Origin of the sequence: Streptomyces gardneri, assembly GCF_006539185.1 — a bacterium.
GTDB lineage: Bacteria > Actinomycetota > Actinomycetes > Streptomycetales > Streptomycetaceae > Streptomyces > Streptomyces gardneri.
On the sequence record NZ_BJMN01000067.1, the window covers coordinates 1 to 21,305 of the forward strand.

17 protein-coding genes and 4 pseudogenes are annotated in these 21,305 nt (G+C 69.2%); 14 read left to right on the forward strand and 7 right to left on the reverse strand.

Going from position 1 to position 21,305, the window contains the following annotated elements; genetic code table 11:
- Window positions 1-73: 73 nt before the first annotated feature.
- A pseudogene (locus SGA01_RS36620) lies at window positions 74-350 on the forward strand (transposase); the annotation flags it as partial.
- 71 nt (window positions 351-421) lie between these two features.
- Window positions 422-718 carry a hypothetical protein gene (locus tag SGA01_RS42410; RefSeq protein WP_037642155.1) on the forward strand — a complete coding sequence of 99 codons (297 nt, stop codon included), beginning with the start codon at window positions 422-424 and terminating at the stop codon, window positions 716-718.
- A gap of 999 nt (window positions 719-1,717) precedes the next feature.
- On the opposite strand, the pseudogene SGA01_RS42415 reads toward SGA01_RS42410, so the two are convergent.
- From SGA01_RS42415 to SGA01_RS36640, 4 genes and pseudogenes are all read right to left on the reverse strand, one after another.
- Window positions 1,718-2,149: pseudogene (locus SGA01_RS42415) on the reverse strand (restriction endonuclease); the annotation flags it as partial.
- Window positions 2,146-2,535 carry a hypothetical protein gene (locus SGA01_RS36630; RefSeq protein ID WP_141302375.1) on the reverse strand — a complete coding sequence of 130 codons (390 nt, stop codon included), beginning with the start codon at window positions 2,533-2,535 and terminating at the stop codon, window positions 2,146-2,148. The gene SGA01_RS36630 and the pseudogene SGA01_RS42415, both read right to left, overlap by 4 nt.
- A gap of 708 nt (window positions 2,536-3,243) precedes the next feature.
- A pseudogene (locus SGA01_RS43000) lies at window positions 3,244-5,012 on the reverse strand (FtsX-like permease family protein); the annotation flags it as partial.
- A 75-nt stretch (window positions 5,013-5,087) separates the two neighbouring features.
- Window positions 5,088-5,498, reverse strand: coding sequence for a hypothetical protein (locus tag SGA01_RS36640; RefSeq protein ID WP_141302377.1), 411 nt, complete (start codon window positions 5,496-5,498; stop codon window positions 5,088-5,090).
- A 260-nt stretch (window positions 5,499-5,758) separates the two neighbouring features.
- Here SGA01_RS36640 and SGA01_RS36645 point away from each other — a divergent pair, with 260 nt between their 5' ends.
- Window positions 5,759-6,286: a hypothetical protein gene (locus tag SGA01_RS36645; protein ID WP_141302379.1), complete on the forward strand. Its 528-nt coding sequence runs from the start codon at window positions 5,759-5,761 to the stop codon at window positions 6,284-6,286.
- Window positions 6,287-6,695: 409 nt separating this feature from the next.
- Complete coding sequence (locus tag SGA01_RS36650) at window positions 6,696-8,291, forward strand: hypothetical protein (RefSeq protein WP_141302381.1); 1,596 nt, start codon at window positions 6,696-6,698, stop codon at window positions 8,289-8,291.
- 467 nt (window positions 8,292-8,758) lie between these two features.
- Here SGA01_RS36650 and SGA01_RS36655 read toward each other — a convergent pair whose 3' ends face one another.
- On the reverse strand, window positions 8,759-9,277 hold the full coding sequence (locus SGA01_RS36655) for a TetR/AcrR family transcriptional regulator (RefSeq protein ID WP_141302383.1): 519 nt from the start codon (window positions 9,275-9,277) through the stop codon (window positions 8,759-8,761).
- Between the two features lie 67 nt (window positions 9,278-9,344).
- Entirely contained in the window at window positions 9,345-10,193 is an 849-nt protein-coding gene (locus SGA01_RS36660) for an SDR family NAD(P)-dependent oxidoreductase (protein WP_055640375.1), read from the reverse strand.
- A 103-nt stretch (window positions 10,194-10,296) separates the two neighbouring features.
- On the opposite strand from SGA01_RS36660, the gene SGA01_RS36665 reads away from it, so the two are divergent.
- From SGA01_RS36665 to SGA01_RS36685, 6 genes and pseudogenes are all read left to right on the forward strand, one after another.
- Window positions 10,297-10,908: a CGNR zinc finger domain-containing protein gene (locus SGA01_RS36665; protein WP_055640376.1), complete on the forward strand. Its 612-nt coding sequence runs from the start codon at window positions 10,297-10,299 to the stop codon at window positions 10,906-10,908.
- A gap of 343 nt (window positions 10,909-11,251) precedes the next feature.
- Window positions 11,252-12,301: a 3-methyl-L-tyrosine peroxygenase-related protein gene (locus tag SGA01_RS36670; RefSeq protein ID WP_229917819.1), complete on the forward strand. Its 1,050-nt coding sequence runs from the start codon at window positions 11,252-11,254 to the stop codon at window positions 12,299-12,301.
- Window positions 12,302-12,341: 40 nt separating this feature from the next.
- Complete coding sequence (locus tag SGA01_RS36675) at window positions 12,342-13,352, forward strand: clavaminate synthase family protein (RefSeq protein WP_141302387.1); 1,011 nt, start codon at window positions 12,342-12,344, stop codon at window positions 13,350-13,352.
- A 152-nt stretch (window positions 13,353-13,504) separates the two neighbouring features.
- Complete coding sequence (locus SGA01_RS36680; protein ID WP_141302389.1) at window positions 13,505-14,266, forward strand: peptidase inhibitor family I36 protein; 762 nt, start codon at window positions 13,505-13,507, stop codon at window positions 14,264-14,266.
- A gap of 2 nt (window positions 14,267-14,268) precedes the next feature.
- Window positions 14,269-14,604, forward strand: coding sequence for a hypothetical protein (locus tag SGA01_RS41310; RefSeq protein WP_167534262.1), 336 nt, complete (start codon window positions 14,269-14,271; stop codon window positions 14,602-14,604).
- Window positions 14,544-14,732, forward strand: a pseudogene (locus tag SGA01_RS36685) (site-specific integrase); the annotation flags it as partial. The gene SGA01_RS41310 and the pseudogene SGA01_RS36685, both read left to right, overlap by 61 nt.
- On the opposite strand, the gene SGA01_RS43005 reads toward SGA01_RS36685, so the two are convergent.
- Window positions 14,677-15,213, reverse strand: a complete 537-nt coding sequence (locus SGA01_RS43005) for a histidine phosphatase family protein (RefSeq protein ID WP_218037865.1) — start codon at window positions 15,211-15,213, stop codon at window positions 14,677-14,679. The pseudogene SGA01_RS36685 and the gene SGA01_RS43005 overlap by 56 nt on opposite strands.
- 363 nt (window positions 15,214-15,576) lie before the next feature.
- Between SGA01_RS43005 and SGA01_RS36695 the strand changes: the two genes are divergently transcribed.
- From SGA01_RS36695 to SGA01_RS36710, 4 genes are all read left to right on the forward strand, one after another.
- The gene (locus SGA01_RS36695) at window positions 15,577-17,274 is read left to right on the forward strand and encodes a condensation domain-containing protein (RefSeq protein WP_167534263.1); all 1,698 of its coding nucleotides are present in this window, start codon (window positions 15,577-15,579) and stop codon (window positions 17,272-17,274) included.
- Between the two features lie 897 nt (window positions 17,275-18,171).
- Complete coding sequence (locus tag SGA01_RS36700; protein ID WP_167534264.1) at window positions 18,172-19,476, forward strand: MmgE/PrpD family protein; 1,305 nt, start codon at window positions 18,172-18,174, stop codon at window positions 19,474-19,476.
- Between the two features lie 71 nt (window positions 19,477-19,547).
- Complete coding sequence (locus SGA01_RS36705) at window positions 19,548-20,093, forward strand: hypothetical protein (protein ID WP_141302395.1); 546 nt, start codon at window positions 19,548-19,550, stop codon at window positions 20,091-20,093.
- Entirely contained in the window at window positions 20,090-21,295 is a 1,206-nt protein-coding gene (locus tag SGA01_RS36710; RefSeq protein ID WP_141302397.1) for a YcaO-like family protein, read from the forward strand. The genes SGA01_RS36705 and SGA01_RS36710 overlap by 4 nt, the downstream gene beginning before the upstream one ends.
- Window positions 21,296-21,305 lie beyond the last annotated feature (10 nt).

Sequence of the window (21,305 nt, forward strand, 5' to 3'; positions counted from 1 at the left end):
AGGCCCGGGCGTATTCAAAGGCTCGGCTCGCGCCCACGAAGGTCAACTCCCGTCGGCCTTCGCCTCCCATTAGGCGTACTCTTCGCGCGCCAACCGTGCTTACCTGCGCAGACGCGGGATCCGCTGCACCATCGCCGAGCCGGCCGACCAGGTCCGCAACCGCAAGCGCCGTGGCCGCTCCGGTGGCCGCCCGCCGGCCTTCGACCGAGAGGACTACAAGGCCCGCCACGCGGTTGAGTGCGGGATCAACCGTCTCAAGCAGCACCGGGGGGGTCGCGACACGGTATGACAAGCTCGCCGTCCGCTTCGAGGCGACCGTCCAGATAGCCACGATCCACCAGTGGCTGTGAACCGGCGGCCGCCCGCACGGCCGTGCCATCCTGATCACGGCATTGGGCAGCACATATTTGGGGAGGGTTCAGTGGCGGCCAGGTACTGCTGCGCCGACAGCGAGAACGGCGACCACGTCGACGACCCGTCCGAGGACGCGCTGTTCATGCTGATCGGCGACCTGAACAATTCCGACAACACGTTCATCGTCATTCAGCCCGACCAGGACGACCCCGCCTGGTTTGCCTCCGTCGCGGTCCTGGACGAGGGCGGATACGAGGTCGAACGCCGGGACACCGCCCGCCGCGAACATGACGTGACCGTCGAGACCGGCACCGACCGCATCGCGGGCGACCTCATCAAGTGGCTGGCCGCCCGCGCGATCTAAAACAGGCCCTAGCTCCCACGAGATCAGGAAGTAGCCCTCGGGCTTCTTCGCCAGCGGATGATGGTTCCGCAGGGCGCAGATGATGAACTCACTGGAGTCGACCGCCCTCGGCCACCCCTCCGGCGTAGTTCCACGCTCGGGGCGGTGATACGGGTTCCGGGCCACGATGCCGGTGACCCAATTCTCCGGCTCCACCGTCTGGGCCTCGGCTCCGGGGGATGGCACCGGAAACGCGTCAGCGGAGACAAGGTAGGCGACCATGTCCAAGGGCTGGCGGGTCTCCAGGTGCCCCCGTTTCACGGCTTGGCCCACGAGAGGGCGGAAGAAGCCGGTGGCCATGGCGTCGTACCGCTCGAAGAGGTGACGAAGGGGGGCCATATCCACAGGTACGCCGACCAGTTGGAAGGAGACATTGCAGCGCAGGACGAGGCGGGATGGGTCGCTGGAGACGTCGGCCGTCAGGGTGTAGAAGCCCCCGCCGGGGCAGGTGTCGAAGTACGTGACCTGCTCGGTGTGGTGAGGCTCCTCCAGACCGCCGTACCTCTCCTTCCTCGCGCTCAATGCCTTGACGAACTCGCGAGCGCCGGTCCCGTGCCATGCCCGGGTCGCCTGCCGAATACTCCACGTCGGCTCGGACGTGGTCCATCCCATGGAGTTGAGCGTGTGGACGAGATCGATAAGGCCGCGCTCGTTCAGTCGGCGTACGGGAAGGTCCAAGGTCACCCCGGATCCACCGGCGACCACCCAGTCGACGTCGGGCAGCTCGTGCGCGAAGACCAGCTCGGCGAAGCCGTCCTCGCCCGCCAGGTACGGCAGTGGCGTCTGGTCTCCGCTGAACAGGCTGAGGCCCGCCTCGGGAAGATCGTCGACAGGACGCGGCCGAGCCTTTCTCGTGGTGTCCGAGCCCAGATGGACACGTCCATGGGCGACGAGTTGGTCCCGCTTCTTCTTCAACAGGTTGGCGAGGAGCTCTGGGGACCGGAGAGCCTCCAGCAGCTCCTTCTCGCCGATAAGGAGAACGACCTGTCGGTCTCGGTACTGGATGACACGGGCGACAGCGGAGTCGTTGAAGCCTGCCACACTGATGATCACGCCGATCGCGCCCTGGCCAGCCGCCTCCGCACGAATTCTGACGTCATCGACGACGTTCGAGCCAGCAGGATGCTGCTCCCACTTGGCCTCGATGACGTACCAGGTGTTGTCGTAACCGGCGACGAGGTCGGTCTGCCGAGGCCCGGCTGCGCCGGCATTGGGCTGGACGACGAAGTGCGCCTTCTGGAAGAGCCGCTTCAGCAACTTCTCCAACTGGAGCCCGCGCCGGTGCGGACTCGACTCGGACTCGAGTCGGCCGAAATCCGACACCAGCGACGATTCCCACCCCAAGACGGCATCTCCTTGCTTCCTCAGCGAAGAGGCGCTGACTGGAATCATTTGGGCTTGGCTGCGGGGCGGGCGAGGGAGAGGGCGTTGCGAACGACGAGCCGCCCTGCGTGGTGGAATGCCCTCGGGTGGGAGTCCACTGCGTGGATTGCCATGGCGCGAAGAACGACGGCCACCGCCACCGTGGTCCCGGTCTCCAGCGCGGCCAGCTCCTCGCGTAGGCCGTCGGCGACCGCGGCCCGGAACTCGGCCAGCTCCTCCGGGGTCGCGTCACCGCGGATGGCCAGGTCGGCAGCCGATTCGAAGGCGACGCCTTCCTCCCACGGCTCGAAGTCCACGGTGACGTCCGCGAAGTCCGACGGGCACCCCGCCTGCCGGGCGTACACGGCCCGCACCCCTCGGAGGGGGCGGGGCGGGAAGCTGGTCTTCTGATCCACAGGATCACGGTACTCGCAGCACCTCCGCAAATCCCCCCCGGCCTCGGGGCGGTAGCCCACCCGGACCGGTCCCGCAAAGGCGGTGCTCGGTCACGGTGGCAAGGACCGGGGTCCTCAGGGAGCACAGGCGTGGCTGGAACGCGCAAAGACACTATGGGGTTTCCTGACACACACTCAGTAAGGTGAGAGGCCCGACCGCTTGTGGTCATCCAGTGGCCATCCACGTAACCCGCTTCGCCCCCGAGGATCAGGTTTGTGGGGCTCGATACCCCTGCCGCTCTGGCGGTCGCCACGAGCTCTCGGCGAGCTCGCGGCCCTTCGGATCGCCCGGGCCCCGGCGTCCACGCGCCACAACGAATCGTCGTCTGGAGCGAAGGATCCGATCGAGAGCTCGTCTCCGCACGTCGCGTACTCGTCCACGTCACGTCCGAGTAGTGCGCGCATGATGCTGACCCGGTCAACGTTGTCCTCCTCGCGAGGCGTTGTGCTGTACCGGTGTCATCTTGGCTGTCGGCGATGACGCGGAGGTTCAGGGATCGACGTCATCTGCGGCTGTCAGGGCGGTTGTTGTCGCCCTCAAACTCTCCGCTACGACGAGCAGACTTGGCCCGTCTGCTGGCGGCCGCCTGGCGGGTGGCACGCCAACGACGTGACGAAAGCACGATGGGTGAACGCGTGATCTGGCGGGCGGCCAGCGCCGGCCCGGCCATCACTGGGGCGGCCCCCGAGGGCGAGGCGGCCGGGAATCAGTGTGGCCAGAGCCGTGAGCAGCGCGGCGAAGCCGACGGTACCGAGGTACGTCCAGCCGTCGACGGACGGGGAGGCCGAGCCCGTCATACCTATGCTGAAGGCCGTGAGCACCGCGAGCGCGATGCCGGTACCGAGTGTCGTGGCGAGGAGCGTCACCATGGCAGCCTCGATGCGGAGCATCCCCCTCACCTGGCGTCGGGTGGTGCCGATGAGCTGGAGCAGGGCGAACTCCCGCCTGCGGTCGAAGACCGACATCACCAGGGTGTTGACCACGGCGATGGCCGTGAAGGCGATGATCAGACCCATCGCGAGCTCCGCCCGGCCGGGTCCGCCTTCATCTTGGGTCTTCACGAGCAGCGTGGAGGCCAGGGGGTTGTCCACGTGCCGGGTGACCAGCGAGTGGGACATCGTCACGTCGCCGAAGCCCAGTCCCCGTTCGTACACGGCCGCGACGGTGAGCTGCGTTTCGGTTCCGTCGCCGAGGGTCAGCTTCAGCTCGTCCCCCGGTTGCCTGTTCAGAGCGTCGGCGGCGAGTGCGCTGAGCGCGACGCTCTGCGGGCCGAAGCCGTCCAGGCTGCCGGCAGTGACGGCCGGGTCCCAGGTATGGGTCAGGCCGTCGGTGGACACGCCCTGGGCGGGGTACTTGTCCAGGCCGACGCGTACGGACGTGCGCACGATCTCGGTCACCGCCGACACGCCGGGGACACGGCGGAGGCGTTCGCCGGCATGGGCGGGCACGCCGGGGCCGTCCGAGCCCACGACCCATTCCGCCTTGTTTCCGGCGCGGGCTGGGCGGTGGCCGCCGCACCCATGGTGGTCTGGACGAAGAACACCGTGCAGGCCATGGCGATCAGTAGGGTGAGCGGAGTGACTGCCGCGGCGAGCCGCTTGGTGTGGGCGCGGGCGTTGGCCGTGGCGAGGTGGCCGCCGACCCGGGAGACCTTCAGCGGGATTCCGAGGGTGGCCACGGCGATTCGGGCGAGGAGCGGCCCGAGCAGGGAGACGGCCACCACGAGCACGACGACCGACAGGAAGGTCACCGGGGTGGCGGCGGGCTCGCTGCGCAGCGTGGAGAGCACCAAGAGCAGGACGACGCCCCCGGTGAGGAACGCGATGCCGGCGCCGATCCGCCCCCAGGTGAAGGTCCGCTGTTCCATGGCCGCTTCGGACAGGGCCTCTGCGGGGCGGATGCGGGTGGTGCGGCGGGCAGAGATCCGCGCGGCGGCCCAGGCGCCCAGGAGGGCGGCCCCGATGGCGGCGGCGAACGGAAAGAAGCCGACAGTCAGTTCGAGGGTCTCGGGGATGGCTTTGAAGCCGACGAACTTGCCGTGCAGCCAGTGGGCGACGGGCAGGCCGGTGGCCGAGCCGAGCACTCCGGCGAGGGCGCCGACGATCAGCGCTTCACGGCCGATGAGCCGGCGGACCTGCCGGGGCGTCGCCGCGATGGCGCGCAGCAGGGCCAGCTCGCGGTGGCGCTGCTGGATCGCGAGGGCGAAGGTTCCGACGACCACGAGGATCGCGACGAGCAGTGAGGTACCGCCGATGGAGCCGCCCATGGAGACGAGTTTGATCCGGGCCTTGTCGGCGTCGAGGAACTCGACGGGGCCGCGGCCTCCGTCGGTGACTACCTGGGCGCCGGTGGGCTCGCCGCCGAAGACGACGTCGGGGCGGGTGTTCAGGGCGCGGGCGATCGCGACCCGCTGCTGCTGCCCGCCGGACAGTTCGGCGGGCCGGTGGGCGGCGCGGCCGGCGAGGCCTGCCTCATGCCCCACCCACACGTCGGATGCCTCTTGTGAGTACGTTCATGACGCCTCAGGAGGTGGGTCGACCGGAGCGACGGCCATCCGGACCTTGAAGGTCAGCTCGTAGTCGGCCCCTGCATCGACGAAACGCTGGACGTGCCAGTCAGTACCGGGAATGCCCGTGCCCACGAGCGTCTCATCGAGCTCGACCGTACCGATGATGTCCTCCACGCTACCGTCCTCGTTCGGCCTGACCACCACGTCGATCGTCGCCGAAAGCGGCAGCGGCCGGATCACGTCGATCTGCCTGGTCTGGCCTTGTTCCATCTCATCCCGCCAGATCTGTTCGCCGTCCCATCGAAGGGAGACCACGTCCAGCTCCGGGCTTCCAGCGGGGTGGTGGGGCGAGTCCTGGTCCGAGCGCGGCGAGTCGCAGCGAATCGCGCTGAGGATTCCCTCATAGGTCGGCATCGGTCCTCCATGAGGCATTGCGTCGGTTGGTACCACCGTCTTTCGAAAGCCAGCCCCTCGCCACAAGTCGCCCGCCATCCGGGTCGAACGGCCGCCCCGTGACGCGGACAGGGACTCCCCTCACCCGTTCGGACCGTCCTGACGATCGCCGCAGGCATACCGCTGCGAAGCTGGAAGCCCCCAACCCCCCAACTACCCTTCACCGGCAGCCGACCGATCTCTCAAGGTCCTGTCCCCGGGCCGGTGAGAGAGGTTGACCCATGCGAACCGACGATGACGTGCGGGATTTGCCCCTGTTCATCCTCAAGCGGATCAAGACCTCCCGGGACTGGGATCGCTTCCTGATCGCCCAGGCCCAGCGCTACCTGGTGCGTGCCCTGCCCGAGGCCAAGGCCCGCACCGCATACGGCGACCTGACCCAGGTGACGGCAAGCCTGAACGGCGGCAACGAGACGGTCACCCCGATGGACGCCTTCGCCCGAATGGAACCCCTGCTGGAGACGTTTGCCGATATCGAGGACCTGTGTCCGCCGCCCAGACGCATCCCCATCGGGATCCGGTGGCCGAATGCGACGCGGGACCTGGACGTCGTCGAAGGCCCAGTGCCCGACCCGTGGCTCATCATGGGCCCGCTGCCCGACCCGTGGCTTCCGTTCCCCGACGTAACGCCCGTACGGGCCCTTCCCGTACTGGAGGCCCTCGGCTCTCTCGCCGAGGCGTTCACCGACCGTCAGGCTGCCAAGAAATTCGGTGAAGTCCTCGCCAGAGCCCAGTCCGACATCACCTGACGGCACGGCAACAGGCGAGAGCCCCTCTCCCGGGGCACACCGACGCGAAGACCTTCGGCGAGTGAGCGAAAATCTACGCCCCGCCGCGACGCATGACCGCCACCCGGTCCTGGGCCGTCTCCCTGAACGGGTGGGGATGACCCATCCATAGGAGCCAACTCCGCATCAGGCATCTGCCGACGTCACCATCCTGGGGCCGCAAGTAGACCTCGGCCGGCTGGGCAAAGTCCGCCGCCTATCGGAGCACACCACCTAGGTGGCATCAGACATGCACAACCCGATCCGCATCGGAAACAGTTGGCGCAACACGAGGACTTCCTGGCACGGATCCTGCATTGATAATGCATGCCGACAGTCGGATTCCAAGCGGTCGCGGCGCCGAACGAAAACGAAATGAGGGCGAATAGCCGTGATCTACGACCCGCTTGCCGGTAGTTGGACCTACCGCAGCTTCGTCAATCGAGCCGACCTCCTGCCCGACCTCGACCCCGAGAACATCGTGAAGGAGGACGTCAGCAAGTGGTCCCGCTACCTTTTCGGCCAGGGAGTGATGACACTTCACCCAACGGTCACGGGCGCGCTCACAGGGCTTTTCGAGATGGGCACCGCCGAAAGTCCGCGCGATATGCGCCTGAACGGCAAGATCGAGGATCGCGACGGAGTCACCTGGATCAAGTGGAACGCCCATGGGCTGCCCGGGACGCCGAGCGACGGCTGGTTGTACGAGTACGACGCGTACTTCACCAATAAATGGCCGGACGGCCGTCGGCAGATCGACGCGATCGTCGGATCGGTCGTACGCAGCCAGCCGCACGACGACCTCGCGCCGAGCCAGACGACCGATCGCACGGCCGGGGCCGGCAGTGTCGCCTCGTTCGTCATGGTGCGCCCCGCATTCATCGAGGCGCGCGATGTGATTTCACTGCCCCCTGAGCTGCTCGAAATGCTGGGCTCCCGGCATCATCGCCTGCACCACGCGATCTGGCACGGCCTGCGGGACAATTGGGCCACTCCGAGCGACGGCGACATCTCGGCCAGCGACAAGGCAGAGATCGACGGGCTCGGTTGGGCCCCGCCACGCCCGAATCAACGCCCCACGCGAGGAACCGTAGACCTCCGCGATCCGGACAACGGCGCCGGTGAGGATTTTCTCTACATGCACCGCCAGATGATCCAGAAGGTCCGCGAGCTGCTGAGCGGACACGGTCTGCCCATGATCCAGGCATGGACGTCCATCCCCTCCCCGAACCGGAAGTCAGGGAATCGCGATGGTTTTTCCGTGCCCCCGGCCTGGGATCAGGGACAGGGTGAGGCGGCCTTCAAGGGGCTGGCGACCATCAAGAGCGATGAGTACTGGCAATCACGGATGACGTTCCTGGAGCGAAAGTTCAAGGATCCGGAATACCTTGCCACGCTGTCCCTCGACCAGCTCGGCGCGAAGGTCGAATGGTTGATCCACAACCTGATGCACATCCGGTGGTGCTCGCGTCCGACGGATCCCAAGACACTCATTCCGCTGCCCGGCGGCCGGCCGCTCACCGATACATCCGAAAAGTGGATCAAGGTGACGCGCAACGACAAGCCGTTCTACTACGACGATCTCAACGACACGTTCTCGTCACACGTGCACCCCGTCTTCTGGCGTCTGCACGGCTGGGTCGACGACCGCATCGAGGATTGGTACGCCGCGCACGCTGCCGCGCATCCGGGGCAGGTCGCTCGCAAGACCGTGGAAGCCGTTTCGTGGTTCGCCAAGGGACCATGGGTCAGCGTCGAGACACCGTGGGTGGGCCCGGTAGCCACTGGCCATGGACCAGGTGGCCACGCCGGCGATCACGAACACGGAGAACACGGTCACCCCGGACACGACGTCGCCGTCATGCAGCAGGTCTACGATCTGATCTTCAAGCCCGAGACGACGACAGCAGTGGTTGGGGCGTCAGGAACGATGACAACGCGCAGCGTCCAGTTCACGGCCAAGATCATTGGTAGTGGTACGCCCTGAGGCTGTCCGACTTGAGTGCAGCCATCGTTGAGGCGTCGTGGCGCTCACCACTCCCTGGTGGAGGTCGTAGCGGATGTCACGGCCCGTCGCTCCCGGATGCGCGGGCTGGCATCCTGCAGGGGCAGTTGGGTGCCATCGAGGCGATTGTCGCGGTGCGAGCCGTCGATCACCTCCCGCGAATGAGGTTCGGGAGTCGTCGTAAGCAGATTGGGACAGCGAAACCCGCTGGGCCCAGCTGGAGCCCGCCGCGGCACGCACGACTGGACGACCCTTGGCCGCCTCCAGGACGGTTCGCAGCGACGGAGCCTGACGCTGCACCGAAGCGGGCGGACCGTCAGTCCACGCCGCCCTACGAGGTCCGGAGTGCCGTGTATGCCGCCCAGGCGTCGAGGAGCGGCGGCGTCACCGACCGACGGCGGCCGGGCCCGTGGGTCCCCTCTCTGAGGGGAGACCGCCGAGGCACTCGGCTAGCGACGTCTGTCTGCCGCCCGAGGCTGCGCCCCGAGCACGCCGAGCGTGGCGGCACGGAGGTATTCCGTCGCCTCGACCACGGCCATCCGGCCCGCGCCGACCTCGTCACCGGCGGCGTGCCCCAGGGCCGTCACCGCGGTCGCCAGCCAGCCGGCGGGCGGGGCAGGATCGAATTCACCCGCTGCCTGACCCTTCTCGATCAGCCGTGTCAGCCGTGCGGCCACGGGCTCGTACCGCTCCCGGTCCGCATCGGCGTCCACGGGGGCATGGCCGACCTGGATCAGCACCGGGTTCTGCTCGAACAGGCGCCAACCGATCTCCTGGAGCCGTAGCAGCGCCTCCAGCGCGCGGCCCTCATCGAGCCCCGCCGCGTCCATCGCCGCCATTGTCTCGTCCGTGATGCGGTCGGCCGCTGCTTCCAGGAGCGCGTCGCCGGTGCCGAAGTGCGCGTAGACGGTCTGCCGGGTGACACCGGCAGCGGCAGCACCTCCCCAAGGGGCCTGCCCACTGGTCATGGCCGGGTGGTGAAAAGCGCCGGGCCGCCTGCGCCATGGCCATGTTCCCGGCGGGATTCGCGGCTTGCTACCTGTCGACGCCGTCGGTCACACCGAGCCAGCTGTCCAGGTCTGCGATGCGCGCCTCCAAAGCGGGGCGCATGCCCGTCGCGCTGGAGGCGCCAAGGGCCAGGCGCAGCGGAGGGTTGGGGCTGTCGACCGCGGTCCGGATGCCTGCGGCGATCCGCGCCGCGGCGGAGAATGCGGATGCCGGCAGCTCTCCGATGCCTTTCTGGACCTCTCGGACGGTCTGGTCGTAGTCGCCCAGGCCGGCTGCGACATCGAGGTTGGCCAGGAAGGGGGTCGCGGTCATCCCGGGCTGGATGATCGTGACGTTGATGCCGAGCGGTGCGACCTCGGCCGCGAGCGCGTCCGACAGCCCCTCGACCGCGTACTTGGTGGCGGCCAGCAGACCCACGCCGGGATGGGCGGACTGCCCGTAGACCGACGAGCCCTGGAGGATGTGCCCGGACCGCTGGGCGCGGAGCACCGGCAGCGTTGCGCGGAGCACGTTGAGCACTCCGAAGACATTGGTGTCGAACACGGCACGGACCTGCGTGTCGGATGCCTCCTCAACGGCTCCGAACAGTCCGTATCCCGCGTTGTTGGCCACCACGTCGATGCGGCCGAACCGTGCGAGCGTGCCTGTCACCGCGTCCCGGACCGCTTGCTCGTCACGTACGTCCGCCCGGACGAGAAGCAGGCGGTCACCGTGCACTTCCGCCAGTTCGTCCAGGGAGGAGGTGTCGCGGGCGAGAGCTGAGACGGCGTCGCCGCTCTCCAGTGCCTGGAGCGTCAGTTCGCGGCCGATGCCGGACGTCGCGCCGGTGATCAGCCATGTACGGAGGCGAGTCTGGTGGTTGAATCCTTCATTCATGTTGCGACCGTAGCGAGTTAGCTCGCAACGCGTCAATCCATCCAGACGTCGAGGTTGCCCCCTAGCCGGATTAGCTCTGTTGGCACTGATGTAAGGTGGATGGATGAGCAGCGCGGCAGCCGGAACTCCCGAACTCGGCCCTCGTACCGTCCCGCCGACGGTGGAGACCGTCCTCGGGTTCGTGAACACCCGCGCGGACGGATCGGGTCGCCGGGAGTTGTTCGAAGACGGGGACGCGTTCGCAGCGTGGCTGGCGGAGCGCGACGAGTTCGGTGGCGACACCGTGGTGACCGACGCTGACGCCGCGGTCGCTCGCGAGCTGCGCGACGCCCTCGTGACTGTGCTGCTCGCGCACTCGGGCGATGAGGAAACTCTGGGTGAGCCACTGCAGCGTGCCGAACGACACCTGCGGCGCGTGGGTTCGCTCTACCCGCTGGCGACGGTAGTCACGGCCGGCGGTGTCGAGCTCGCGTCGCCGCAGGCAGGGGTGCCGCGTGTGTTCGGAACCCTGCTGGCCGCAGTGACGACGTTCGCGCAGAGCAGCGACTGGGGACGCATCAAGGCGTGCAGAAACCCCCCGTGCCACTTCGGCTTCTTCGACCGTACCCGCAATGGGGCAGGGCTGTACTGCAGCACTGGCTGCGGCTCCCAGGTGTCGATGCGCAAACACCGCCAGCGGCAGCGCCAAGGCAGCGGTACGCCGGCCGAAGCGTGAGAACGCCCTTCCAGTGAGGAGGGTTATCACCCCCACCGGCAAGCGCTAGGTTCTGTCGTCAAATGTCACGCCCACATCAGGAGTGATGCGAGGGTGACGGCTGCCTCGTAGGGCTGGGCGGTCTTGATGCCCCTATGGAGCCTGAGTCGGACCGAATCCGCGGGGCCGTACCGGGCTCGCCGCCGCTGCCTCCTGGCCAACTCCGTTGCACCGCACAGGAATGGTCTTGCAGACCAGGTTTCGTGTGGAGTGTTCATGGCGAAGTACTTCAACCATGGGCTTATCACCGGTTGCCGGTCATCCTGCTGTCGCTGTCTTCCGCGAGCCCCGAGGCGGGCGGCCCGTGCCGGTGCTGGGCCCACGGGTCGATGCTGAGGCGAAGCGCACCGCGCGCGTGCTGGCCGCGATGTCGACCCATGCCAGACCTGTCGAGCGCACCCTCGCCCTACGGCAAGCCGCCACGGCTGCGGGTGAGTTGGCAGCCGCGCTGTCGGATCTGGCTCCGGCCGTGGTCGGTGAGGCACTGCCGGCGGAGTCGACCAGTCAGTCGTTCTTCCGGGTCCGTGAGGGGGAGTTGTCGGATCAGCAAGCGGCCCTGCACGGCGTGCTGGTCATCCACCGCGGTCTGGAGGATCTGTGTGATGCTCCGCTGTCGGGCTCCGACCTGGCCCTGGAGGTGGCCGGGATGCGGCAGTCGGTGCTCGATCTCACCGGAACAGCGCCGGGCGCCGACCCTGACTCCGTCCCGCCGGTGGCCGTCCCCGAGGCCGGTGCGGGATCGTCGTTGGAGAGTGTGTGGAGTGCTCGGTGGCTCATCGGTCACCAGGTCCATGTCCTGTTCAACGTCTGCGCCGCAGTCGCCGTGGCCGACGCCACCCGCCATCTGCGGCTCGGCGACAGCGTTGCCGCGCTTACGCGGCTGGCCGATGCGACGGTGTACGTGCGGGGCTTCCCGGCGGCCATGACCCATGCAAGTACGATCCCGGCCGACTACTACATGGACGCGATACGCCACACCATGGCGCCGCCGTCGGTGGACGTCCCGTTGAGCGGGCGCCAGCATCGCGGGTACAAGCTGTTCCGGGCGGCGATGAAGGACCTGCTGTCCGTGGTTCCCGACTCCTACGAGCACTTGGCAGCCCGCGCCCCTGAGCTGGCCGAGGCACGGGGCGCTCTCCTGGAAGCCGACATCGTGGACGGTGAACGGCACGTCACCCTCGCGTACTCGATGGTGCATCTGCGTCGTTCCATCGCTCAGAAGCCCGAAGGCCCCGACAACGCCGTGGCCGAACTACGGCAGATGCGCCATCGCCGCGCGGCCCAGTACGCCTCCCTGATCCGATTCGGGGACCACTACATCGCCGACGCCGTGGCCGGCCTGCGCCACTCGTGAGTCCGCGCGTCCGCCGCCCACACCCCGGCAGGAGATCCTGATGCCCGAGACGACGCCCGGCACCACCCCAAGCTCTGCCGTCGCAGCCGACTGGAAACTGGATCCGGCCGATGCCGGCGCGTGCGAGCGGCTGGCCCGCACCCTGTGCACCCGCGGGGACGACCAGGTCGACAGCCCCGAGTGGGTGTCACGGGCCCGGGACGCCTGGGAGGACCTTCCGCCGCCGCTGCGCCGCGAGGTGCGCAGGTTCCGAAGGCATTCCGGCCCGCACGGCACCATGGTGATCGGCGGCCTGCCCATCGATCAGGCGGCCCTGCCCGTGACACCGACCGTACGCGGCTCGGTCCAGCGCCAGGCCACCGTCTCGGCGGCGGTGCTCACCATGGTGGCCTGCGGGCTCGGCGAGCCCCTCGCCTACCTGGCGGAGAAATCCGGCGCCCTCGTGCAGGACGTCGTGCCCGTGCCCGGGCACGAGACCTTCCACGGCAACGCCGGATCGGTGCCGCTGTCCTTCCACACCGAGAACGGCTTCCACCCCCACCCACCCGACTATGTGGTCTTCCTGTGCCTGCGTGCCGACCACGACCAGATCGCCGGAATGCGCATCGCGGGCATCCGCCAAGCTCTGCCGCTCCTCACCCCGGCCGGCCGCCAGACCCTGTTCGCATCGGAGTTCATCACCACACCACCGCCTTCCTTCGGTCCCGACGCTGCTGCGACCGAGTCCGCCGTCAAGCCCCGACCGGTACTGTCGGGAGCAGTCGAGGATCCCGACATACGCATGGCCCAACTCGTCACCACCCCGCTCACCCCTCGGGCCGCAGCGGCGCTGGCCGAATTCGGCCGCGCCTGCGAGGCGACCGCCCGCACTCTGCGCCTGACTCCGGGCGATCTGGTCGTCATCGACAACCGCGTCACCGTCCACGGCCGCACCGCCTTCCACCCTCGATACGACGGAGCAGACCGCTGGCTCCAACGCACCTACGTCACCACCGACCTGCGCCGCTCCCGCGACCACCGCCCCGACGACGGCCACATACTCGCCCGCTGAGCTCGCCCACCCACACATCTCGGCCTTCGTCACCAGCCGGCTCACCGCCGACCGCGGACGGACCACCTCTACCGGTGCCGCTCAGCGCGCTCGGCGACGCAACCAGTTCCGCCCCCGGAGGGACGCGGGGCCGGTGCACGTACGGTCTCGGCGTGAATACGATCAAGAACTCTTTTGGCCGTCTGCCCGCAGTGGGGCTGGCGGTGCTGATGTCGGCCGCATCGTTGGTGTGGATTCAGGCAGGATCGGCGCAAGCGGCGTACGACAACTGCCCGACCGAGAACTTCTGTCTGTACACCGAGGCCGGTGGCAACGGCGAGATGGTCTCGTTCTCGCTCAAGGACGGTCCCGAGCTGGACTACAACGCCGATGCGGCCCTGACCGGGAAGACCTTCGTGTCCTTCCGCAACAACACCACCTCGTGGGCCTGCCTGTACGACGGCCCGAGCTACGGCGGGGACAAGATGCAGTCCGTCCGACCCGGGCACCTCGGGGGTGACCTGCCCAAGGAGGGCGCGGTTCAAGAGGTGGTCCCCGCCTCGCACAAGTACGCCAAGTCCAAGCAGGGTTGCAGGACCGGGTTCGAACGCTGCCAGGCCACCCGTCTGTGCATCTTCCAGGGTCCCAGCGGGCGCGGTGTGGCCGCGGGGACGATCGAGCCCGATGTTCTGCCCGACGGGGTGACGGGCAACAAGGACTACTCGGCGACCTGGGACGACAAGGTCGTGTCCGTCTCGAACCGGTCGCACAAGTTCGCCTGCTTCTACGACGGGGTCGGCTACGGAGCGTGGCACATTGGCACCTGGAACATGCGGGCGTACGTCGTTCCGCCCGGGCAGGAAACGACTCTTCCCGCGCTCTACCAGCGACAGATCAGCTCCCACAAGCTCGCCGACGCGGAATCGAAGTGCTGACCATGGAGAACGACACCACCCGATTCAGGGGCCGTCCCCGCACGCGCCGTATCGCGGCCGTGTCCGTGGCCTTGGCGACACTGGCCCTGACACAGTCCGCGGCGACCGCCGCGAACAACCCGGCGGCCAACGAGGTCACGTCGATACTGGACGGCCTGAGGGCCAGCCCCGTGACGGTGAGGGAGGGGATCGAGCGAACGACGTACTCCAGCGCGTCCTCCGATCTCGAAGTCCGCGTGGCGGTCATCGACCCCGATCTGGGTGCGATCACTCACCTTTCGCCGACGCCGGGGTCCAGGTGCACGTCCTTCGCAAGATCGCCGGCCATGGCTCGCTGACCACCACCCAGCGGTACCTGCACCCCGACGTACACGAGATCACCGCCGCCGGCGCCGCCCTCTCGGCACACCTCAGCGTGGTCCGCGCGCCCCGGTCCCTGCCGAGCCCGATCGTGGTCGCCCGCTGACACGGTCAAGGCGAGTTGGTCCCCAAGTGGTCCCCAGGATCACCGTCCTGGCGGCGAGGCACGCTCTGGCATCTCTGGTCACCGCAGGGTGGAGAGGGCGGATTGACCGACGGCCTGTCAGTGCCTGCGCATAGCCTGCCGACACGTCCTCGACTCGCGATGAGCTTCGCCATGTCATGCTCGGTTCCCTCTTCACGCCTGAGGTTCCGCTGGGACCGACCCGGGACATACTCATGGCCTGACACGTCTCGGCAACAAGCAAGGGCAAGCACCACGGAAGCCCCGAGTGCCGCACGCTACGGTCAGCCGCCTCTGTGAAACAGATCGACGTCCCATTCCGCGAAGCCGTGGAACGGCTCTGCGCGAGAGCCCTGGCCGCGGCCTCGCCCGCGTCGGTGAGGGGACGTCGGGTGCGGCCCGCATGCCGGCCGGACAGGCTCCACTCGGTCTGGCCGTGCCTGATCACTATCAGCTCGCCCATAGCCGCGCACGCTACCGGGTCCTGTGGCGCCCGGAGACGCGTTCCGCACACGCGCTGGGCGATCGGTTGACTTCCGCGCGGCGGATTGCCGACGATACGCGTCTGACTGTCGATCAACCGGCGGCCGCCGCGAACTCACTGCGGAGCCGCGGGCGGCCTTCTGCCCGGCCGCTTCGACCGTCACGTCGGGGACGGCCCGCGCGAAGCGCGTCGTCCGGGCGGCCGGCTCGCCGGGCCGGAGGCGCCACCCCGGTGGAGCCTCGCCGCGGTGACGCCTCGCCGTCCCCACCGTACGGATCTCGCCGGGTCGTCCAGGCCCTTCTCCCCTCCCGTATCGCCGTCTCCGTGCAAGGGAGCACTCCCATGACCCCTTCCCAGCCTTTCCGGCCGTCCCGCGCGCGCGAGCGCCAGGGCCCCCTCACCCTCGGACAGCTCGCGCAGCTCGTGGAGTACGAGGAGGTGCTCGCCAGGGCCCCAGAGGCCGCGTGGACCCGGACGCTGACCCAGCGATGGGCCGTACCCGCCGGCAACGAGGTCTCCGCGGTGCGCGACGCCCTGGCGCTGCTCGCCCGCAGGCACGAGGTCCTGCGGACCACCTTCGAGCGGGACGACTCCGGAAACCCGGTGCAAAGGGTGTGGGCGCCGGGAAGCGAGCGGATCCGGGTGTGTGATCCTCAGGTTCTTCCCGGCGCGGGCGAAGCGCCGGACGTGGACGCCTTCCTGGCATCGCTGCGGCGGCAGCCGTTGCCCTGCGACGCCGAGCCGCCTATCGCCTTCCACGTCCTCGCCGAGGGGGACGCGGCGAAGGAGGTGCTGATCGTGTTCCACCACATCGTCGCGGACTACCGGAGCATGCAGATCCTCCACCGCGATTTCCTCGCCGCGTTGGCGGTGCTCGCCCGTGGGGGGACGGAGCCGCCGGGCGCCCCGCCACGGCAGCCGATCGACGAGGCGCTGAGGCAGGCGGCACGTGCAGGTCAGGAGGACGATGGACTGGAGGGCGACCGGCGGGAGGGCGATGGCCTGGAGCCCTGGCGGGAGGCGCTCGACGCCGCGGCCCCCACCCCATACCCGCGGTGGGACGAGTCCCGCTCGGCGGGCTACACGGCCACATTCTCGTCGGAGTCGCTCCAGCACGCGGTCTCCGTCCTGTCGCAACGGAACGGGCTGTGGCCGGCACAGGCGTTGCTGGGGCTCTACGCCTTCGTCGTCGCCCGCTACACCGGCCTGCCCTCCACCTCCCTCTGCGTCATCTCCTCCAACCGGTTCACCTATCCGTCGGGGGTCCACTGCTGCGCCCTGCGCGTGCCGGTCGTGCTGCCGACGGGGGAGCTGCCGCCCGAAGGGCTCATGAAGGCCGTGGCGGCCGCCACCAGGAACCTCCATCGGAACGCCGACCACGACGCCCGCGCGTTGAGGGCGTTGGTGGCCGGTCGTCAGGAGGCCACGGGATTCAACACGCGCTTCAGGCTGGAGTACAACTTCTTCTCGCGGCGCGGAGGGGCCGTCGGGGCGGGAACGCCGAGGGGTCCGCGATCGCCCGGCGGGTTCCGTCACGAGCCCACGGAACCCGCCGATCCGACCCTCACGTATCTCGCGGCGCGACCGGGGAGGGGCACGGAGCCGATGGTGCTCTTCCTCGAATCCAACGAGGCCTTCCTGCCGCTGCCGGCCGCCGAGGCCCTCTTGCGTGCCATGGAAGGCCTGGGCGCGGAACTCGCGGGACGCGCGGAACTCGCGGAGCCGGCCGAGCACGACCCGCCCGTTCACTGGACCGCGTACCTGTCGCACGCCCTCGACGCCAGGCCCGCGGTGCCCGATCTGCTCGCCTTCCGGTCCGGACACGTCGACGTCCGCCGTATCGTCCGCGCCGTCGACGCGGAGCTCGGAGACGGGCGCGCGCGGGGTGTGGAGGTACGGGACCGGGGGACGCCGCGCGAACGGCTCGTGCTCCGGTTGTCGGACCCCTGGGGGGCCGACGCCGTGGCGGACCTGCTGGCGAGACTGCGCCGCCGGGCCTACTCCGACCCCTCTCTGGTGATCCCGACCGAGGTAATGTGACATTGTATTGAGAGGAAACTCTGTGTCACGGCGACCGGCTGTCAGTGTCGGCGCCCCGGTCGGCCGGTGAGGGCCGAGAGGTTCTCACCAGGGAGTCCCCTCTCTCGGTCTCGAACCGATCAACTCGCCCTAGTTCAGTGGATGGTGACTGATTGTCATCAATGGCGTCCTGTACGCCTCGATGTGGAGGCGGCACTCCTTGACCGTCGTCGAGCGCACCTCCTAACGTGATGCCGCGATCACCCCGTTGATCCGTGCGAGGCAGACACGGTGCGGGGAGGTCGAGATGTGTCCGTGTCAGCAGACAGGAAAGGTCCAACATGGCGATGACTGACGGTCGGGCGATGGTCCCGGCTTCGAGCGACAACGGTCGAGCCCGGGCGATGGTCCCGGCCTCCAGCGACAACGGTCGCGCGCGGGCCATGGTCCCCGCGTCGAGCGACAACGGTCGCGCCCGGGCGATGGTCCCGGCTTCAAGTGACAACGGTCGTGCGCGGGCGATGGTCCCCGCGTCGAGCGACAACGGTCGTGCGCGGGCCATGGTCCCGGCCTCCAGCGACAACGGTCGCTGACACCACGACACATGGGCTCCTCCTGAGAGCCCCCTGGGGCACGCGTGCCCCCTTGCTCCCCTCCCGCAGTGAACGGCTCGGCGTGACCGCCGTGGCGGGAAGGGCGCTGCGTTCGCCCTGTGTACGGAAATGAGGCAGGCCGCCCGTTCGGGCCGGCGTGACGTACGTGCCGCGCTTCGGACGGGCGGCTGCCGTCAGGCGGTGAGTGCCTCGTGCTTCCTGGAAACCGACACCCCTAGCGAGGACAACCGTGCCGACCAAGAACGCCAACTTGGGCGTGGCTCTTGACGTTTCGCTCGACGCGGTGACGTCTCGGCTCGGCGACGTGCCCGCCATACTCGTCGAGGACGCCGCCGCCGCGTCCGCCGACTTCCTGCTCTGCGCGTTGATCACCAGGTTGTCGCCGGCGGAGGACGGCCGGGAGCGCCGACTCGGCGGGGAGGGTGCGGGCTCGCCCGTGTGGTGGACCGGAGCCGTCCACCGCGCGGAGACGGCTGCCGAGGCGAATCTGCTGGCAGGGATCGCCGCCGACTTCGACGCCGTGCACTACCTGGCCGGTGGGCACCTCGCGGCCTTCCTCGCCCCGGCACTCCTCGGCCGTCGCGACCTGTCCGTGGCCGAGGCGCTGCGACTGCAGGCGGTCGCCACGGAGTTCGCCGTCCGAGTCGGTCAGGTGATCAAGGACCGCGCACGCGCCAACGGATTTCATGTCACCCCGCTCGTCGGGGGATTGAGCATGGTGTACGCGCTCGCGCTCGCCGACGGCCACGACCCGGACCGGGTGAAGTGGTGTCTGCGGCTCTTCCTCTCGACGTTCCGGTCCGACTACGGGCTTCTGGGAAGCGACGGGCGCCTCTACCAGATGACCCAGGCCATGAGGCAGGCGTACGCCGCCGTCGCGGAGGGCGGCGCGCACGCGCGCCCCGACCTCCCGTCGGCCCGTGCGTGGTGGCGGCCCCTCGCCGCGCTCGGCATCCCTCTCGACTCCCCGGACGGGCCGAGCGACCGTTCGGCGGGTCCGTCGGACCGCTGGATCTCGTCCGACAGGTTCACCGACCTGAAGCCGATGCCCTGCTGCGCGTACTTCTTCTCGGCCCTCGCCGTGGTCGCCGGACTGCGCGGCCGTCTCGACACCGGCGCCGTCCGCCGCCTGGAGGTCCGCGTCCCCCGGTACGTGTTCGCCGCGCACCGCCCTGCCGCGGACGGCTTCTGGCTCGCCCCCTTCGATCTGGACCACAACATCGCGATCTGCTGGCTTCTGCGACGGAACAGCTGGACCCCGCTGCCCGAGCTGACCCGTGACGAGGTCCGGAGGATGCGCGAGCTGGTGCACGTGCACGTCGTCTCCGACGACCTTCCCGTGACCGCCGTGGCCGTGACGGAGGACGGAACCGAGGTCACCGCCACGGAGTCGGCGGACACCCCACGCCCGGTGGACGGGACGGACCGCCGTCATGCGGCGCTGTGGCAGAAGCACGACACTGTACGCCGGCGCCTCGGCCCCGACTGGAGCGCGCCGCGCACCGACGAGGGGGCGGAAAGGCTCCTGAGGGATCTCCTCGCCGGGAGCGCGGCGGACGTACGGGGCCTGACCGCCGGCCTTCCCCTGCTGAACGGAGCACTCCAGTGACCTTCCCTCCGGTTGAGGTGACCCGCCTGTCCCTGCGCTCCTCGCCGTCATACGAAGCGATACGCCGTAAGGTGGAGGCGACGCTGAGCGGTGACGCGCGGCTCGGCGCGCTGCCTCAGGCCGCGTCCTACGACTCGCTGTCTCAGGCCGCTTCCTACGGTGCCGGAGCCCTGTGCGTGGACGTGGCCGGAGCCGAGGAACGGCGGGACGTGCTCGCGCGTGCGCTGCATGCCGTGCGAGGGGGCGGCCTGCACCTGCCCGTCCTCGTCGACGACGCGGGGACCTCGATCGGGCCGCTCACCACGCCGGGCTACTCCGCCTGCTTGGAGTGCGCCGGGGACGACATCAACCGGGCGGCCTCGCTCCCGGAACCCGCCGTCGTCCCCCCGCGCGCGTCCGTCGCCCCGGCCCCCCTCGTCGTCGCGCTGGTCGCGGCAACCGCCGCCCTGGAGGTCGGCAGGATCGTCTCCGACGCCGACCGGCTGCCCCTCTCCCTCGACCACGTCATCCGCGTCCGGCACGACACCGGGGCGGTGGGGATTCTCGGCGTCGGCCAGGTCGACGGGTGCGAGGTGTGCGGGTCCCTGATCGAGCTCAGGCTGAGGGGAGAACTGTGAACGACGGCATCCGCACCACCGCGCCCGCGCCCAACATTCTGGACCGGCTGGAAGACCTTCTCGTGCGGCGGAGCGGGGCGATCTCCTCGCTCGCGCCCCTCGACGACTTCTACAACGACGAATCCCGAGGGCAGGGTTGGGTCGCGCAGCTGCCGCCCAACGCCCATCTGCCGCGGGGGACCGCGTTCCTTCCCCGGGCCACCGGAGGCCGTGGCCGTGACCGCCTCGCCCGGCTCAAGGCCGTAATGGAGGCAGCCGAGCGCGTCAGCCTCAGCACGGTGCCGCGAGAGAGCCTGACGTACGGGACGGCCGCCGAGCTCTCCGACCGCCTCGGCCCCGAGGCGTTTCCCGAGCCCTGGCGAAGATCCCCGGTATGGGCACGACCCCAGCACTGGTGCCGTGCCGTCAGAATCGGTGCGGAGGAGGCCGGTTCCGTCCTCGTACCCGCACAGCTGGTCTACTGCCCCTACCGGGAGCCGGATCCGGAGGCCATGCTGTGGGATCCGAGCAGCAACGGCGCCGCGGCCGCGTTCTCCTACGGCGACGCGGTGGCGCGTGCCTCGCGGGAGGCGTTCGAGCGTCACGTGATCCTTCTGGCGCACTACCTCCACGTCGGCGGGGAGGAACTCGACTGGACCCGGCTCGCGTTGGACCCAGGGGCGCTGCTCATGGGGCTCGAAGCCCGCACCCTTGGCCTGCGCGTCCGAATCACCTGCCTCGTCCGCACGCCCTTTCCCGTGGTGGTCTGCGTCGTGACCGATCCGACGCGGCGCTTTCCCGCCCTCACCACGGGCAGCGCGTGCGGCGTGACGGTCGAGGAAGCGGCGAGCTCCGCCGTCAGCGAGGCCCTGCACGCCCGCAGGCAGGCCCGCGACTTCCTCACGAACGTGCCGCCGGTCGCGGCCTCCGGCCTGGAGACGATCGAGGAGCGGGTCGTCTACTGGGGGCAGCCGGACGCACCCGGGCGACTGGAGTACCTCTTCGGCGACTCGACTCCGCTGGAGGGCGCGTACACGCGGGGCTACCTGGACGAGGGGTACGCGGTCGACGTGACGACCCCGAGGCTCGCGGACGCCGGCGTCACGGTCGTGAAGGCCGTCCATCCGCGCCTGCAGCCCCTCTTCTTCGCCGAGAGCGAGAAGCTCCTCCTGGAAGAAGCGCACGGTTCCGCCGCATCCACCGACCCGCACCCCTACGCCTGACAGGACACGA